This is a genomic window from Mycobacterium sp. 852002-51163_SCH5372311 (assembly GCF_001667115.1).
Taxonomy (GTDB): Bacteria; Actinomycetota; Actinomycetes; order Mycobacteriales; family Mycobacteriaceae; genus Mycobacterium.
This window is the reverse complement of sequence record NZ_LZIJ01000073.1, coordinates 77,910-94,295: the sequence shown is the minus strand read 5'-3', so window position 1 is coordinate 94,295 and position 16,386 is coordinate 77,910. Positions and strand designations below refer to the sequence as shown.

Genomic DNA, 16,386 nt, shown 5'->3' with positions numbered 1-16,386 from the left:
GTGGTGGAGGCGCGGCGGTCATCGGCGGCGGCGCGGGCTGGCCGATGTCCGGGCCGCCAGGGCGTCCACCACCCGGAACACCCTCGACGCCGAAGTCGGGGTATTCGGCTGCATGGCGCGACCGCGCGCGCCAACCCGATTCGGCGTAGGGTCCGGCCGGCTCGGCTTGCCTGCGCGGGCCGGCGGAAAACTCCTCCTGGTTGGAATGCCGGGCGCGTCGGCCCGACGGTTCACCGGGTGACGCAGGGGCAGCGTCCGCCCAGTTGCTGCCGGGTGTTGACGGTGGTAGCCATTGCCCCTGGGCGGCGGCCGGCTGCCAATCCTGCCGCGGCGGTTGCACGTGCGGTTCTGGCTGCGGGGGCGGCGGCGGCGGTTGCGGCGGCTCGAACCGCGGCTCGGGCGTCGGTGGCGTCGCTTCATAGTGCAGCCTCGCGTCCCGTGGCGGTCCCACCGGCCGGGGCGGCAACAACGGCTCCTCGGGCACATCGATGATCGACGCTTCGTCGGGCCGGGCGGCGCTGTCCTGACGGTTGTCCTGGCGAACCGAGGTAACCCGATCACTGGTCACCCAGTCGACGGGTGCGCCTTCGCCGTTGCGGCCCCAGTCACCGTAGGCGCCGACGGTGTCCGACTCACCGGGCTGATTCTCCAGCGCCCGCCGTTGCTCGAGGTCCGTGTCGAACAGAATCTCCAGGCTGGTCCGCAGAGCAGCCAGCTCCGCCCGCAGCGCCGCCACGTCGTCGGCGGCCTGGGCACGCAGCTCGCTGGCCAGCTCGCGGCGCAGCTGCGACTCCACCGTCAGTTCGTACTCGCGTCTCGCGGAGATCTCCCGATCCAGCTGCAGGTCGTAGACCAACTTCAGGTCACGTACTCGGGACTGGTCGGCATCGGCTTGTCGGCGGTAGAGCACCGACACAAAAGCGCCGGCGATGGCGGCCCACAGCGCCAGGATCACAGCGAGCTTGAGAAGTTCCACGCGATTGGTGAAAACCAGTGCGGAACTGGCTCCCATCACGAGAACCAGCAACACCGTCAAGAGCACCCACCCCGGCCTGCGGCCGCCGCGCCGGGTACGGGCGCCGCGGGACAGAACGGTCATGGCCGTACTGTACCTGGGCGAGGTCAGACCGCGTGTCGCGCGAGTCCGGCGATTCGTTGGCGAGCGGTCGCAAATGCTCCCGTTTCGATTCGAAAAGGCAGCTTTTGCGTCTGTCCGGCTAGCTTTCGGCGCCGTCGCCGTGCTGAGTTGGATCCTGGGGAGATTTGCAGCAATGCTGCAACCACAGCGCCGCAACCACCAACGCCAGTGCGCTCACCGCGGCCACGACGGCACCCGGGGTGTCCTCGGCCGCCGTCCGCAGCCAAGACCGTCGCGGCAGCACGTACACCAATACCGCCACCCACCAACCAAGGACCAGCGCCCCCACCCAGGCCGACGCCTTGGCCACCACCACGCTGCGCGCCACCGAAAGCGGATGCAACCAGCCGGGACCGTCGCCGATCTCGCCGTCGCTGATCTTGGTCCGCACGTAGCGAGCCCACAGTGCCTCCGCCACGGCCACAGCCAGCAGCGACGACCCGGTCCACACCGTGATCGGCGGAAACCACCGATACAGCTGCATCACCAACAGATAACCGAGGATCCCAGCGCCGATCACCGCGGCCGTCAGGTCACGTCTCCTGGTCGGTCCCATCAGCGCAGCGCCAGTCCCGTCAATCGGACGCCGTCCCGGTCGGCGGGCGCCAGCTCGGCCAGTAACCGGGCCACCGGCGTCGGTCCCGCGGCAACCGTCAGCTGCGCGCCGGGGTCGACGTCCAGCCACGGGATCATCACGAAGGCGCGCAGATGGGCCAGTGGGTGCGGCAATGTCAGGTTGTTTTCCCGCGAGACCACTTCCACCCGGCCGGCCGGACCGGTCTGATAGCAGGCGATCAGGTCTACGTCCAGCGTGCGGGGGCCCCAGCGCTCGCCACGGATCCGGCCCGCGGCCCGCTCGAACTCCTGAGCCCGGCTCAGCCAGCTCTGCGCGTCGCACGCCGGGTCGTCGGCGATCAGCACCGCATTCAGGAACGCGCCCTGATCCACCCGGCCCCAGGGGGCCGTCTCGTAAACCGGTGAGACGGCTTGCACGGATTCGCCCAGCGCGTCCACGACCGACTGCAGCCGCGCCAACCGGTCGCCCAGGTTGGAGCCGATGGACAGCACCACGGAGGTCATTTGCGCCGTTCCTCCCCATCGCTCCGTTCTGCATCGTCGCCGGCGCGGGTCATACGGCCCCGCCTGCCGGAATCACCGAACCGCGTCCGCCGCGCCGCGACCGTCGCACCACTACGGCGACATCGGTGAACTGCCGCGGGATGGGGGCCTGCGGCTTGTGCACCACCACCTCGACCGCGTGCACGCGTGGGTCGTTCATCACCTGGTCGGCGATCTGGGCCCCGACGGTTTCGATCAGGTTGCGCGGCGGCCCGGCCACCACACCGGCCGCCAGCTCGGCCAGCGCCGCATAGTCGTACGTGTCGGCCAGGTCATCGCTGGCGGCCGCGTCGGCCAGGTCGATCCACACCGTGACATCGACGACGAACTCCTGCCCTCTCGCGCGTTCGTGTTCGAAGACTCCATGGCGGCCATGAATTGTCAAGCCGCGCAATTCGATTCGGTCAGCCATCGCCACTCAACTCAGTGTTTTCGGGCTGCGTCCAGGCCGCGACGACCTTGAGGGCGTCTACCGTGGCCCGCACGTCGTGCACCCGCACACCCCAGGCCCCGTGCAGCGCGGCCAGCGCGGAAATCACCGCGGTCGCCGTCTCCCGCCCGTCCGGCGGTCGCTCCGTTCCGTCGGGCCCGCCGGCCAGCAACCGACCGAGGAACCGCTTGCGGGAGGCGCCGAGCAGCACCGGAATGCCGGTGGCCACCAGCTCCGGCAATGCCCGCAGCAGAGCCCAATTGTGTTGTCCCGTCTTGGCGAATCCCAGCCCGGGGTCGATGATCAGCTTCGCCGGATCGACACCGGCACCGACAGCGTCATCGACGCCGGCGAGCAACTCGTCGCGCACTTCGGCCACCACGTCGCGGTAGTGCGGAGCCACATGCGGGCGCTCGGCCGACATCGGTCGCCAGTGCATCAACACCCACCGAACGCCGGCTTCGGCCACCAGCGGAGCCATCGCCGGATCGGCCCGCCCCCCGGAAACGTCGTTGACGATCTGCGCCCCGCTCTCCAGCGCGGCACCCGCCACCTCGGCGCGCATGGTGTCGATGCTCACGGTAATACCTTGTGCCGCAAGCGCTTTCACCACTGGAACCACCCGGGCGGCCTCGACTCGAGCGTCGACGCGAACAGCTCCGGGGCGGGTCGACTCGCCCCCGACGTCGACAATCCCGGCGCCGTCTGCGGTCAGCGTCAGACCATGCTCGACGGCGTCGTCGACGTCGAGATAACGCCCGCCGTCCGAGAACGAGTCGTCGGTGACGTTCAGAACCCCCATAACCTGCACAGGCGTGCCGACTCACTTACGCAGGATGAGGTCGAGCGCTTCGGCTCGAGAAGCGGCGGAGGTCTTGAACTGACCGCGCACCGCCGATGTCGTCGTGATGGCGCCGGGCTTGCGGACGCCGCGCATCGCCATGCACAGGTGCTCGGCCTCGACGACGACGATCACCCCGCTCGGGTTGAGCCGGCTCACCAGAGCGTCGGCGATCTGACTGGTGAGCCGTTCCTGCACCTGCGGCCGCTTGGCGTAGAGGTCTACCAGCCGGGCGATCTTGGACAGCCCGGTGACCCTGCCGTCGTCGCCGGGGATGTATCCGACGTGGGCCACACCGTGAAAGGACACCAGATGGTGTTCGCAGGTGGAGTAGAGCGGGATTTCCTTGACGATCACCATTTCGTCGTGGTCTTCGTCGAACGTGGTGTTCAGCACCGCGTCGGGGTCGGTGTAGAGGCCGGCAAACATCTCGCGGTATGCACGGGCGACCCGGGCCGGGGTTTCTTGCAAGCCGTTCCGGTCAGGGTCCTCGCCGATCGCGCAGAGCAACTCGCGGATCGCGGCCTCAGCGCGTGGCTGGTCGAAGACCCGGATGCGCCTGGTGGCGCGGCGGGAATCCGGCAGGGCCATCGAATCCTCCGTTCGTCAGCCATGGGCCGGCGGGTTGGACCGGCTCACATCCTCGTCTTCGTCTGGGGACTTTTCGGCATCACGAGTGGGCTGATCCGGCGGCGGGTAGGGCGGATACGGCGAGTAGGACGGCCGGGTCTGGCCCGGTTGGGCCGGCTGGCCGGGATAACCGGGGTAATCACGTGCAGGCTGCCAATTCGGCGGCGGCTGCGCGGGCGGGTACCAGCTCCCCCGCGACTGCTGCGGCGGCCATCCAGGTGCATGCCAACCGGCCGGGGCGCCGTAGTCCGGCTGGGTTGGGCCGTTAGGCGGTGTTCCCTGGCCTGGGGAGCCGTTGGGGCCGTGGCCAGTGGGTTCTCCGTCGGAGGCGCCCGACTGCGTCACCTGCGCCTCGGCGGCGGCGTTGGCGCGCGCAATAGCGGCCTTGAAGGCCGGCTCGGGAACCGGCGGAGGCCACGGCTCACCGCGCTCGATCGCCAGCTCGCCCGGCGTCTTGATCGGCGGCTTGTCCGACGGCACCCGGCCGCCGAAGTCGTCGAACATAGTCAGGCGGGGCCGCTTTTCCACGTCGCCGAAGATCGCCTCCAGCTCGGGACGGTGCAGCGTCTCCTTTTCCAACAGCTCACCGGCCAGCGTGTCGAGTACGTCGCGGTATTCGGTGAGGATCTCCCACGCCTCGGTGTGCGCCGCCTCGATGAGCTTGCGGACCTCATCGTCGATGTCGCGGGCCACCTCGTGGGAGTAGTCGGCCTGATTGCCCATAGTCCGGCCCAGGAACGGGTCGCCGTGTTCGGTGCCGTACTTGACCGCGCCGAGCTTCGAACTCATGCCGTACTCGGTGACCATCGCGCGGGCCACTTTCGTCGCCTGCTCGATGTCTGAGACCGCGCCGGTGGTCGGCTCCCGGAACACCAGCTCCTCGGCGGCGCGTCCGCCCATGGCGAAAACCAGCTGAGCGATCATCTCCGAGCGGGTACGCAGCCCCTTGTCCTCCTCCGGCACCGCAACCGCATGCCCGCCGGTACGGCCGCGGGCCAGGATCGTCACCTTGTACACCGGGTCGATGTCGGGCATCGCCCAGGCTGCCAGGGTGTGGCCGCCTTCGTGGTAGGCGGTGATCTTCTTCTCCTGCTCGCTGATGATCCGGCCCTTGCGGCGGGGGCCGCCGATCACCCGGTCCACCGCCTCCTCCAGAGCGGGGCCGGTGATGACGGTGCCGTTCTCCCGGGCGGTCAGCAGCGCGGCCTCGTTGATGACGTTGGCCAGGTCGGCGCCGGTCATGCCGACGGTCCGCTTGGCCAGTCCGTCCAGGTCGGCGTCCGGGCCGATCGGCTTGCCCTTGGAGTGCACCCGTAAGACGGCTCGGCGCCCGGCCAGGTCGGGGTTGGACACCGGGATCTGGCGGTCGAAGCGGCCTGGCCTCAAGAGGGCGGGGTCCAGGATGTCGGGCCGGTTGGTGGCCGCGATGAGAATCACGCCGGCGCGATCGCCGAAACCGTCCATCTCGACCAGCAGCTGGTTGAGGGTCTGCTCGCGCTCGTCGTGACCGCCACCCAGGCCGGCGCCGCGCTGGCGGCCGACCGCGTCGATCTCATCGACGAAGATGATGCACGGGCTGTTCTGCTTGGCCTGCTCGAAAAGGTCACGCACTCGGGAGGCGCCGACACCGACGAACATCTCCACGAAGTCCGAGCCCGAGATGGTGAAGAACGGAACCCCCGCCTCCCCGGCTACGGCGCGGGCCAGCAGCGTCTTACCGGTTCCCGGCGGGCCGTAGAGCAGCACGCCCTTGGGAATCTTGGCGCCCAAGGCCTGGTACCGCGACGGGTTCTGCAGGAAGTCCTTGATTTCGTAGAGCTCCTCGACCGCCTCGTCGACACCGGCCACGTCGGCGAACGTCGTCTTGGGCATGTCCTTGTTCAGCATCTTGGCGCGCGATTTGCCGAAGCCGAAGCCCATCCGAGCGCCGCCCTGCATGCGGGAGAACATCACGAACAGGCCGACAAGGAGCAGTAGTGGAAGCACGTAGACCAGCAGCTCGCCCAGGATGCTGCCTTCGTTGACGACGGTGCTGACCTTGGCGTTCTTGGCGTTGAGCGCTTTGAACAGGTCGACGGCGTATCCGGTCGGGTACTTGGTGATCACCTTGTCGGAGTTGTCGGTGTCGCCGTTGCCCTGCTTCAGGGTCAACCGCAGCTGCTGTTCGCGATCGTCGATCTGCGCGCTCTTGACGTTGTCGCTGTTGATCTGGGCCATCGCCACCGAGGTGTCGACGGGCTTGTAGCCGCGAGTGTCGTCGCTGAAATAGAAGAACGACCAGCCGAGCACCACCACGACAGCGATCGCCGTGACGGTGCGAAGCACGTTTTTACGGTTCATCAATCATCGGCCTCGTCGGCCAGGTTCCTTCCCCGAATACACGCAGCTGGAAAAGACCAGGCTACCGCTCGTGGCGATCGCCAGCTCCGGCAGAGCCGGGCGTTGCGGGTCGCCACGTTTGTTCGCTAAGACAACGAGCAGCGGTTCCCCGCAGTTGACTCTGCGCCCACGCAGGAGAAGTGCGAGCGAGTGAGTCGCGCCACCAGTGCAATCTCAACGCGGACGTCACTCGTAGTAGCGGGCCTCGACGACGTTGCCGTCCGGATCGGGGAAGTAGTAGCCCTGCGGCGCCCATCCCCGCGCACCGTAGGTGTGGTTCAGCCGCGCGCTGGTGTCCACGCCGGCGGCCTGCAGACGCTGATCCAGCGCGTCGTATTCGGCCTTCGACAGCGCGAGGCAGACGTGGTTAACCGGGTGGCCGGCACTGCCGGCGACCCGCGTCATCGAGTCGGTCCCCGCGGCGTTCTCCACCGGGATCAGGTCGATGATCGAGTCCTCGCACACCCGCACACTCGGGAACGGCGCCTCGCCGGCGTCGAACTCGGCAAACCGCACCGGTGTCAACCCGACCACCTTCGAGTAGAAGTCCATCGCGGCCCGCGGATCCTTCGTCCAGAGAACTATGTGGTCCAAACGCATGGACAAATTATGGTGCGCGGCGCACCGGGCCTTCTCAGCCCGGTGCCGTTGTGATTTGGTGAGACGATGGCGTCATCAACCGATGGTGGCGACCCGCTGCACCCGGCTCCGCCGGACTGGCGATCGCCACGAACCGATGGTGGCGACCCGCTGCACCCGGCTCCGCCGGACTGGCGATCGCCACGAACCGATGGTGGCGACCCGCTGCACCCGGCTCCGCCGGACTGGCGATCGCCACGAACCGATGGTGGCGACCCGCTGCACCCGGCTCCGCCGGACTGGCGATCGCCACGAACCGATGGTGGCGACCCGCTGCACCCGGCTCCGCCGGACTGGCGATCGCCACGAACCGAACGCTTAGTGGAGACCAACGGTGTGCGGTTGCGTCTCGTCGAGGCCGGCGATCGCGGCGCCCCGGTGGTGGTCTTGTGCCACGGCTTTCCTGAACTCGCCTATTCCTGGCGGCATCAGATTCCGGCGCTCGCCGCTGCCGGCTATCACGTGTTGGCGCCCGATCAGCGTGGCTACGGAGGCTCGTCCCGTCCGGAGGCGATCGAGGCCTACGACATCCACCAGTTGACCGCGGACATTGCCGGTTTGCTCGACGACGTCGGCGCCGAGCGTGCCGTGTGGGTGGGCCACGACTGGGGCGCCACCGTGGTGTGGAATGCGCCGCTGTTGCACCCCGATCGGGTGGCGGCCGTCGCCGCGTTGAGCGTTCCACCGGTGCCTCGCCCGAAAAGGCCTACGACGCAGGCACTTCGGCGCGTGTTCGGCGATAACTTCTTCTACATCCTGTATTTCCAGGAGCCTGGAGTCGCCGACGCCGAGTTAGACGCCGACCCTGCCCGCACGATGCGCCGGATGATGGGTGGCCTGCGCCTCTCGGCGGACACGAACGCAGGCGTGCGAATGGGGGCGCCCGGCAAACAGGGCTTCATCGACCGGCTTCCGGAGCCCGACGGGCTGCCCGACTGGCTCAGCCAGGACGAGTTCGACCATTACGTCAGCGAATTCACCCGGACCGGCTTCACCGGCGGCCTGAACTGGTATCGCAGCATGGACCGCAACTGGGAAACCACCGCGCAACTCGCCGGTGCCACCATCTCGGTGCCGTGCTTGTTCATCGGTGGAACGGCGGACCCGGTATTGGTATTCACGCGCCGAGACCGGGCCGCGGAAGTGGTCAGCGGCCCGTACCGCGAGGTCATGATCGACGGCGCGGGGCACTGGCTGCAGCAGGAACATCCCGACCGGGTCAATGCCGAGCTGCTCGAGTTCCTCAAAGGAGTGGAATGGTGATGCGTACCCCATTGCGTTTCGGCGTGTTTATCACGCCGTTTCATCCGACCGGCCAATCCCCAACGGTGGCATTGGAATACGACATGGAACGCGTCGTCGCGCTGGACCGCCTCGGATATGACGAAGCATGGTTCGGCGAACACCACTCCGGCGGCTATGAGCTGATCGCCTGTCCCGAGGTGTTCATCGCCGCCGCCGCCGAACGGACCAAGCACATCCGGCTGGGCACCGGGGTGGTCTCGCTGCCTTACCACCATCCGTTGATGGTGGCCGACCGCTGGGTGTTGCTGGACCACCTGACCCGCGGCCGGGTCATGTTCGGCACCGGTCCCGGCGCGCTGCCGTCGGACGCCTACATGATGGGCATCGATCCCGTCGACCAGCGGCACATGATGCAGGAGTCCCTGGAAGCGATCCTCGCGTTGTTTCGCGCCGGGCCGACCGAGCGAATCGACCGTCACACCGACTGGTTCACCTTGCGCGACGCGCAACTGCACATCCGCCCTTACACCTGGCCATATCCGGAAATCTCTACGGCGGCAATGATTTCCCCGTCCGGGCCGCGGCTGGCCGGTGCGTTGGGAACGTCGCTGCTGTCGCTGTCGATGTCGGTACCGGGCGGTTACGCGGCTCTGGAGAACACCTGGGAGGTGGTGCGCGAACAAGCCGCCAAAGTCGGCCGCGACGAGCCCGATCGCGCAGATTGGCGGGTGCTGTCCATCATGCACCTCGCCGACAGTCGCGAGCAGGCGATCGAAGACTGCACCTACGGGCTGCAGGATTTCGCGAATTACTTTGGCGCAGCAGGGTTCGTGCCACTGTCCAACGAGGTCGAAGGCGCTCAGTCACCCCACGAATTCGTCGCAGAGTATGCGGCCAAAGGCAATTGCTGTATCGGAACCCCGGAGGACGCGATCGCCCACATCGAGGACCTGCTCGAACGGTCGGGAGGTTTCGGGACGCTGCTGCTGCTCGGTCACGACTGGGCCCCTCCGCAGGCCACGTTCCATTGCTATGACCTGTTCGCCCGCAAGGTGATTCCTTACTTCAAGGGACAATTGGAGGCATCCCGGTCGTCGCACGACTGGGCGAAGGGCAGACGCGACCAGCTGATCGGCCGCGCCGGCGAGGCCGTCGTGAAGGCCATCACCGAGCATGTCGCGGAACACGAAAAAGCACCGAACTGATGCGTGCGTCGGTTTTGCGCGACGGGCGCATGGTCTACCGCGACGACGTGCCCGACCCCGTACCTGGACCGGGTCAGGTGCTGGTTGCGGTCCGTGCGTGTGGAATCTGCGGCTCCGACTTACATTTCGCCGCCCACGGCGACCGGGTGCTGCAGATGAGCGGGCACTTGGCAGGCGGTATGACCGTGGACCTGAAGCGCGATGTCTTCATGGGCCACGAATTCAGCGCCGAGGTACTCGAAGCGGGACCCGACACCGAAACCCACCCGGCGGGAACGCTGGTCACCTCGCTTCCAGTGTTGTTGTCTACCAAGGGCGTCGAGCCGATCGTGTACAGCAACAGCACAATCGGCGGTTATGCCGAACGGATGCTCCTGTCGGCGCTGCTGCTGTTACCCATCCCCAATGGGCTGGACCTCAAACACGCCGCGCTGACCGAACCCATGGCGGTGGGACTGCACGCCGTGAACAAGTCGAACATCGAGCCGCGTGAGACGGCCCTGGTACTCGGCTGCGGCCCGATCGGTATCGCCATCATCGCCGCCTTACAAGCGCGCGGCGTGAAAACCATTGCGGCAGCGGATTTCTCACCGAAGCGCAGGGAGCTGGCGACGGCGATGGGCGCGCATCAGGTGATCGACCCTGCGCAGGGTTCGCCGTTCGACAGCGTCAAGCCCGCCGTGGTCTTCGAGGCCGTCGGGGTGCCGGGGATCATCGACGACGTGTTGCTGCGGGCGAGGCCGGGGACGCGCCTGGTGGTGGCGGGGGTGTGCATGGAACCGGACACGGTGCACCCGTTCTTCGCGATCGCCAAAGAGATCAACGTGCAGTTCGTGCTCGCCTACAGCCCGGAAGAGTTCGCGGGGTCGCTACGCGCCCTGGCCGAAGGCGAAATCGACGCCAGACCGCTGATCACCGGAGAGGTCGGACTGGACGGCGTGGGCGCCGCGTTCGACGATCTGGCCGACCCAGAGCGGCACTGCAAGATACTCGTCACCCCTTAGAGGCGGGGGCCACAGGCGAGGCCGACTTCATCGCCTTACCAGACCACTCCCGGTCGCCCAATTATTGTTGACGGCATGTCCCGGTCGCGCACGATGTCGGTTGGCGCCGGCGGATGCGCGCCGACCCGCCCCCAGTGCCCAGTGCCGACGGAAAAGTAAGCGGCAATGTCGCTATCTCCCGGAACCGTGGTGGCCGGTTATCGCATCGAGCGAGTGCTGGGCGCCGGCGGAATGGGCACCGTCTACCTGGCGCATCACCCGTCGCTGCAACGCCGGGACGCGGTCAAGGTCCTGTCCGCGGAGCTGTCGCACGACGCCCAGTTCCGGACCCGCTTCCTGCGTGAAGCCGAACTCGCGGCAACGCTTGACCATCCCAACATCGTCACCGTGTACGACCGCGGCGAAACCCCGGCCGGCCAGCTCTGGATCGCCATGCAGTTCGTCGACGGCACCGACGCCGGCGCAGAGGTCGCCGACACCCGAATGACGGTCCGGCGCGCCCTGCACATCATCGTCGAGGTGGCCAAGGCGCTGGACTACGCGCATTCGCGCAAGCTGTTGCACCGCGACGTGAAGCCGGCGAATTTCCTGCTGGCCGGTCCTGTGGGGCCACAGGAGCGGGTGTTGCTGGCCGATTTCGGGATCGCGCGCGCCCTCGACGATGCAACGGGACTGACCGCTACCGGCACGGTCGTCGCAACCGCTTCTTATGCCGCGCCCGAGACCCTCGAGGGGCAGCGGGTGGATCACCGCGCCGATGTGTACTCGCTGGGGTGCTCCCTGTTCCGGCTGCTCACCGGACGCACCCCGTACGCCGAGTTCAGCGGGATGTCGGCCACGCTGATGGCACACCTGTTGCAGCCGATCCCTCGGGCGACCCAATTCGCGCCCTGGCTGCCGCCGGCCATCGACGACGTGCTCGCGCGGGCACTCGCCAAAATTCCCGAAGACCGTTTCCAGAGCGCGGGCGAACTGGCCGCCGCGACGGCCACGGTGCTAAGGGGTCAGCCGCAGCTCTCGTCGCCGAACGAGACGGCGACAACCAGGGCTTGGCAAGCGGCGGCGGCACCCAGTCGGTTGCCGCCGCCGCCCACCATGCCCCCTGGGCCGCCGATGCCGGTACCGGGGCCACCACCACCTGCATGGGCCGGACCGCCGCCCAGACGCCGCGGCCGCCGCTGGTGGGCGCTTGGCGGGGTAGCTGCGGTGTTGACCGTGGCGGTGGTCGTCGCCCTTGTCACCACCCACACCGAGGACCACTCCGTCACGCCTGCCAGCCCAACCACCAGCACGACTGTTCCGGCGGTTGTCAGCGCAAAGGACACCGGCCCGGTCGCCATCATCACCGATGACCCCACCTGCGCACCGTGGAGAACGGTCGCCCAGGAATGGACTGCACATGACCCGTTGGCCAAGTGGCCGGCCGACAGCCCCGACAGCCCGATCAACATTCCGGCCAGCGGCTGGACCTCCGAACAACAGGCGGCCATGCAACAGGTGGGAAACATCATGCGCTCTACCGCCGGCAAAACCGTGGCGTTGGCCAGAGCCACTCCGCACCGGTTGATGCGTGAACTCTATGAGCAGCACATCGCCTATGCGCGTGCTTACGCGGACAGCCTCACCAACTACTTTCCGCAAGCGGATGTGAAGCTCGGCAGGGCAGCGCAAAGCGCAATGAATTCGCTGATTTCAGCGTGCAACGCCGCCCTGGACGGCGCCGCAGTAACCCGATCGGTCTTGGTGGCGCCGCGGGCCGCTCCGGCACGCGTCGCACCGCCGCAAAACGCTGAGCAGCCACAACGTTTCATCACTGCCTCCGACAGGACCACATGCGGTGAGTGGGAGTCGGTGAACGACAAATTCGACGCCGATGCCAGCATCCAAGAGTGGGCAAAAATCAACAGCGAGGTTCCCATTGCCCAGTGGAGCCCCCAACAAAAGACGCTGAGTGATGCCGTGACCCCGCTGATGCTGAATTTGGCTGACGAAATCGAGCGCATCGCCGGCCGCAGCAACAGTCCGGTCATTCAAGACTTCGCGGCATTCGCTGCCCAATACCAACGCGCTTACGTCAAGGCGCTGCCCACTTACGGTGAGCACGACGGGCAGCTGCGGATAGTTGCGAGATCGACTCGCCATTTAATCAACGAAGCATGCGGTGGGGTGGGTGCCTAGTCATGCCGCTTCCCGACGGTGCGACATTTGCCGGATTCGGCATCGTCCGGCTGCTGAGTGCAGGCGGCATGGGTGAGGTTTACCTGGCCCAGCATCCCCGGTTGCCGCGCCTACAGGCGTTGCGCATACTGGCGGCCGAGCCGTCCGCCGACGACGAGTTTCGAGCCCGCTTCCAGCGCGAAGCCGATGCGGCCGCCGCCCTTTCGCACCCCCATATTCTCGGCGTACACGATCGGGGGGAATGCGATGGGCGGCTATGGATTTCGACGGGCTACGTGGATGGCACCGATGCCGCGACATTGCTGCGCGAGCGCTACCCGCACGGAATGCCGCGCATCTACGCCCTAGAGATCGTCGACGGCATCGCCAAGGCCCTCGACTACGCGCACGAGCACGGCTTGTTGCATCGCAATGTCAAACCGGCCAACATCCTGATGTCCAGCCCTGGCACCGCTCATCAGCGAATCTTGCTGGCAGACTTGGGTATTGCGCGACGGATCACCGACATCAGCGGGTTGACCGCGGCCAACCTCGGCTACACGGCGCCCGAGCAGCTGCTAGACCTGCCAGTCGACGCTCGCGCCGACCAATACTCCCTGGCTGCCACCGCCTACCACTTGCTCACTGGCACTGCACCGTTCGAGCATCCGAGTCCAGCGGTGGTCATCAGCCGTCAGCTCGACTCCGCGCCGCCGAGACTCGCGCGTCCAGAACTGGCCGGCCTGGACGCGGCATTGTCGCGGGCGCTGGCACGGGATCCCGCAAATCGGTTCACGACGTGCCAGGACTTCGCAGTTGCGCTGCGCGCCGATGAGCAGACCAGAGCCGAATACAGGCCCGCAGCCGCGCTGCCGGCGCCCGCCCCGATCAGAGCGGCCGCGCCTCCACCAGGGCCACCCCCGATGCCGGTTCCAGTGCCCTATGGCCCCCCGTGGCCGGTGGCCGGCCCGCCGCCGGGATGGGGGCCACCGCCCAGACGACGTCGCCGGCGCGGCTGGGCCCTCGCCGGCGCTGCCCTGGTCCTCGTAACAGTGGCAACGGTAACGGCTGCCCTGATACTGAACCGGACTCATTCCAGCGGGCATGCGGTCACCGCTACCACCACAGTGCCCGCCGGTGTCTGGGCCAGCGACAACGACACTGGCCCGGTCACCCTCATCAACGACGAGCCCACATGTCCGAGATGGACGCCGATCGGCCAAGCACTGGTCAACTCGCCCATTGAGAGATGGGCTGTTACCCACCCGGGTCAGCCGAATCCCCTTACGCATCCCGGTGATACCTGGACGCCCGACGAGCGGAAGGCCATGCAGGACGCGGCACATGCATACCGCGTCGCGGCAGTGAAAACGGCGGCGTTGGCCAGGACCACTCCGCACCGGGTGGTGCGGGAATTCTACGAACAGTTCATCGCCTATGCGCATGCCTTCGCCGACGTCCTCGGCGACAATTACGTACCGACTAATGCTGCAGGAGCCACCGCAGAAAGCGCCTATAACGCGTTGATCTCGTTATGCAGCACCGTCGACACCGGCGCAGCGAGAGCCCGTTCGACATTGGTGACCGCGCCGGCAGCGCCGAAGCAGACCGCGCGTCCTCAGGACCCGATGAATCCGAAGCGTTTTGCCACCACCTCTGATCTCAGTATCTGCGGTGAGCTGATTTCCGTATTTAAGACCTTCAAGGCCAACCCGACCGTGCTGGATTGGGCGAAAGGTGACCACAACCCTTTGACCCCCGAGCAACGAGCGGCTAACGATGCGGTAGCTCCACTGATGCTCAACCTGGCCGACGACACCGAGCGGATCGCACAGCGCAGCGACAACCCGCTGATACAGGATTTCGCCGTCTTTACCGCGCAATACCAACGGGGCTTTGCCAAAGCACTGCCGACGTACACGAGTCGCGACGGGGAACTCGCCGGAGCAGCGGGCTACACACGCGAGATGCTTGTCGACGCGTGCATGTCGGCGGGCACCTGACGAACTTCCGACAGGCGTGGGCCCCGGCAGCAGTGCGGCGTTAGGGTGCCAGGCATGCCGACCGCACCGAGCTCACACCGGCTTGTCCGCAGATGCATTGGTTTGATCGCCGCCGGGTTGGCATTCGCAGCGTTGTCGGGCTGCGACTCCCACACTGCGAAAGCGCCGGGGGCGAATCCGCGTCAGGTGACCGTCTTCGGGTCGGGAAAGGTCCAGGGTGTTCCGGACACGTTGACCGCTGATGTCGCCATCGAGTTCACTGCGCCCGATGTCACCAGCGCGATGAACCACACCAATGAGCGTCAACAAGCAGTGATCAATGCGCTGGTGGGCGCCGGGCTGGACCGCAAGGACATCCGTACCACGCAGGTCAGCCTGCAGCCCCAGTACAACGGCCCGTCGGGCACCACAACGATCACCGGTTACCGCGCCAGCAACGGGATCGAGGTGAAGATCCACCCGACCGGTGCCGCCTCCAAGTTGCTGGACCTGATCGTCAGCACCGGCGGCGACGCCACCCGCATCGGCTCCGTCAGCTACTCGATCGCCGACGACTCGCAACTGGTGAAGGACGCGCGTGCGCGCGCATTCCAGGACGCCAAGAACCGGGCGGAGCAGTACGCGCAGCTGTCGGGATTGCGACTGGGCAGGGTGCTGTCGATCTCCGAGGGAACCGGCGCCGCGCCGGTCACCGGTGCACCGCCGGCGCCGCCACGCGGCATGGCCGCGGTTCCGCTGGAACCCGGGCAGCAGACGGTCAACTTCACGGTGACTGCAGTCTGGGAGCTGGGCTAACCGGACTACTGCTCGTAGACGCGGGGGTCCAGCGTCCCGATGTACGACAGGTCGCGGTAGCGCTCGTCGTAATCGAGGCCGTAGCCCACCACGAAGTCGTTGGGGATGTCGAAGCCCACGTATGTGATGTCGACGTTGGCGCCCACCGCGTCGGGCTTGCGCAGCAGCGTGCACACCTGCAACGAACGCGGATGCCGGGTGGTCAGATTGCGCAACAGCCAGGACAAGGTCAGGCCTGAGTCGACGACGTCCTCGACGATCAGCACGTCGCGATCGTTGATATCCCGGTCTAGGTCTTTGAGAATCCGCACCACACCCGACGAGGATGTCGATGATCCGTAAGAGCTGACGGCCATGAATTCGAATTGGGTGGGCAGCGGAATCGCCCGGGCGAGGTCGGTGACGAAGATCACCGCGCCCTTCAGCACAGTGATCAGCAGCAGATCTTGGCCGGTCTCGGCGACGAGGCCGCGGTAATCGTTGCCGATCTGGGCGCCGAGCTCGGCGATGCGGGCCTGAATCTGCTCCTCGGTGAGCAGCACGGACTTGATATCTCCCGGGTACAGCTCCGGGGCTTGTCCGGGCGTGATCGCCGAGGAGCTCTGGGCCACGACCACAGAGTGCCACGCCATCCGGCGAACAACCAACTGGTCAGCCTCCCGATATGGTCGGAGGCTGACCAATGACGTTTCGACGATGTCGCGCCGGTCCGAATCTGCGCTCACGGCGGCGAGCCTGAACCCAGGGCTATGGTTTCGCGAATTCGGAAGCCCTCACCGCAGTCTCGGCGCGGCCCAGCCG

Annotated in this window: 15 protein-coding genes; 6 read left to right on the top strand and 9 right to left on the bottom strand. The window is 66.9% G+C overall.

The features are described 5' to 3' along the window. The 8 genes from A5791_RS08900 to A5791_RS08865 all read right to left on the bottom strand — a co-directional run. On the bottom strand, positions 1 to 1,099 hold a 1,099-nt coding region (locus A5791_RS08900), incomplete at its 3' end, for a DUF6779 domain-containing protein (protein ID WP_067234059.1). A gap of 118 nt (positions 1,100 to 1,217) precedes the next feature. Then, positions 1,218 to 1,694, bottom strand: coding sequence for a DUF3180 domain-containing protein (locus A5791_RS08895; protein WP_067234056.1), 477 nt, complete (start codon positions 1,692 to 1,694; stop codon positions 1,218 to 1,220). Further along, a complete protein-coding gene (gene folK / locus A5791_RS08890; RefSeq protein ID WP_067234053.1) occupies positions 1,694 to 2,218 on the bottom strand; it encodes a 2-amino-4-hydroxy-6-hydroxymethyldihydropteridine diphosphokinase in 525 nt (174 codons plus the stop codon). The genes A5791_RS08895 and folK overlap by 1 nt, the downstream gene beginning before the upstream one ends. A 49-nt stretch (positions 2,219 to 2,267) precedes the next feature. Further along, positions 2,268 to 2,669: a dihydroneopterin aldolase gene (gene folB, locus A5791_RS08885; protein ID WP_067234103.1), complete on the bottom strand. Its 402-nt coding sequence runs from the start codon at positions 2,667 to 2,669 to the stop codon at positions 2,268 to 2,270. Beyond that, complete coding sequence (gene folP / locus A5791_RS08880) at positions 2,662 to 3,489, bottom strand: dihydropteroate synthase (RefSeq protein WP_067234051.1); 828 nt, start codon at positions 3,487 to 3,489, stop codon at positions 2,662 to 2,664. The genes folB and folP overlap by 8 nt, the downstream gene beginning before the upstream one ends. A 21-nt stretch (positions 3,490 to 3,510) precedes the next feature. After that, positions 3,511 to 4,119, bottom strand: a complete 609-nt coding sequence (gene folE, locus A5791_RS08875) for a GTP cyclohydrolase I FolE (protein ID WP_067234049.1) — start codon at positions 4,117 to 4,119, stop codon at positions 3,511 to 3,513. A gap of 15 nt (positions 4,120 to 4,134) precedes the next feature. Then, positions 4,135 to 6,498: an ATP-dependent zinc metalloprotease FtsH gene (gene ftsH / locus A5791_RS08870; protein ID WP_067234046.1), complete on the bottom strand. Its 2,364-nt coding sequence runs from the start codon at positions 6,496 to 6,498 to the stop codon at positions 4,135 to 4,137. Between the two features lie 225 nt (positions 6,499 to 6,723). Then, positions 6,724 to 7,137, bottom strand: a complete 414-nt coding sequence (locus A5791_RS08865) for a VOC family protein (protein WP_067234043.1) — start codon at positions 7,135 to 7,137, stop codon at positions 6,724 to 6,726. Between the two features lie 312 nt (positions 7,138 to 7,449). Between A5791_RS08865 and A5791_RS08855 the strand changes: the two genes are divergently transcribed. The 6 genes from A5791_RS08855 to A5791_RS08830 all read left to right on the top strand — a co-directional run bounded on the left by A5791_RS08855 (position 7,450) and on the right by A5791_RS08830 (position 15,585). Next, entirely contained in the window at positions 7,450 to 8,439 is a 990-nt protein-coding gene (locus A5791_RS08855) for an alpha/beta fold hydrolase (protein ID WP_197504637.1), read from the top strand. Further along, positions 8,439 to 9,626, top strand: a complete 1,188-nt coding sequence (locus A5791_RS08850) for an LLM class flavin-dependent oxidoreductase (RefSeq protein WP_067234099.1) — start codon at positions 8,439 to 8,441, stop codon at positions 9,624 to 9,626. Before A5791_RS08855 ends, A5791_RS08850 begins: the two co-directional genes overlap by 1 nt. Further along, positions 9,626 to 10,630, top strand: coding sequence for a zinc-binding dehydrogenase (locus tag A5791_RS08845; RefSeq protein ID WP_067234039.1), 1,005 nt, complete (start codon positions 9,626 to 9,628; stop codon positions 10,628 to 10,630). The genes A5791_RS08850 and A5791_RS08845 overlap by 1 nt, the downstream gene beginning before the upstream one ends. A 165-nt stretch (positions 10,631 to 10,795) precedes the next feature. Further along, a complete protein-coding gene (locus A5791_RS27520; protein WP_082966829.1) occupies positions 10,796 to 12,808 on the top strand; it encodes a serine/threonine-protein kinase in 2,013 nt (670 codons plus the stop codon). A 2-nt stretch (positions 12,809 to 12,810) separates the two neighbouring features. Then, positions 12,811 to 14,790, top strand: a complete 1,980-nt coding sequence (locus A5791_RS27690) for a serine/threonine-protein kinase (RefSeq protein WP_067234034.1) — start codon at positions 12,811 to 12,813, stop codon at positions 14,788 to 14,790. Between the two features lie 54 nt (positions 14,791 to 14,844). Continuing rightward, the gene (locus tag A5791_RS08830; RefSeq protein WP_067234032.1) at positions 14,845 to 15,585 is read left to right on the top strand and encodes an SIMPL domain-containing protein; all 741 of its coding nucleotides are present in this window, start codon (positions 14,845 to 14,847) and stop codon (positions 15,583 to 15,585) included. Positions 15,586 to 15,590: 5 nt separating this feature from the next. Here the strand turns inward: A5791_RS08830 and hpt are convergent, their stop codons facing one another. After that, the gene (gene hpt, locus A5791_RS08825) at positions 15,591 to 16,217 is read right to left on the bottom strand and encodes a hypoxanthine phosphoribosyltransferase (RefSeq protein WP_156661094.1); all 627 of its coding nucleotides are present in this window, start codon (positions 16,215 to 16,217) and stop codon (positions 15,591 to 15,593) included. Positions 16,218 to 16,386: the final 169 nt, after the last annotated feature.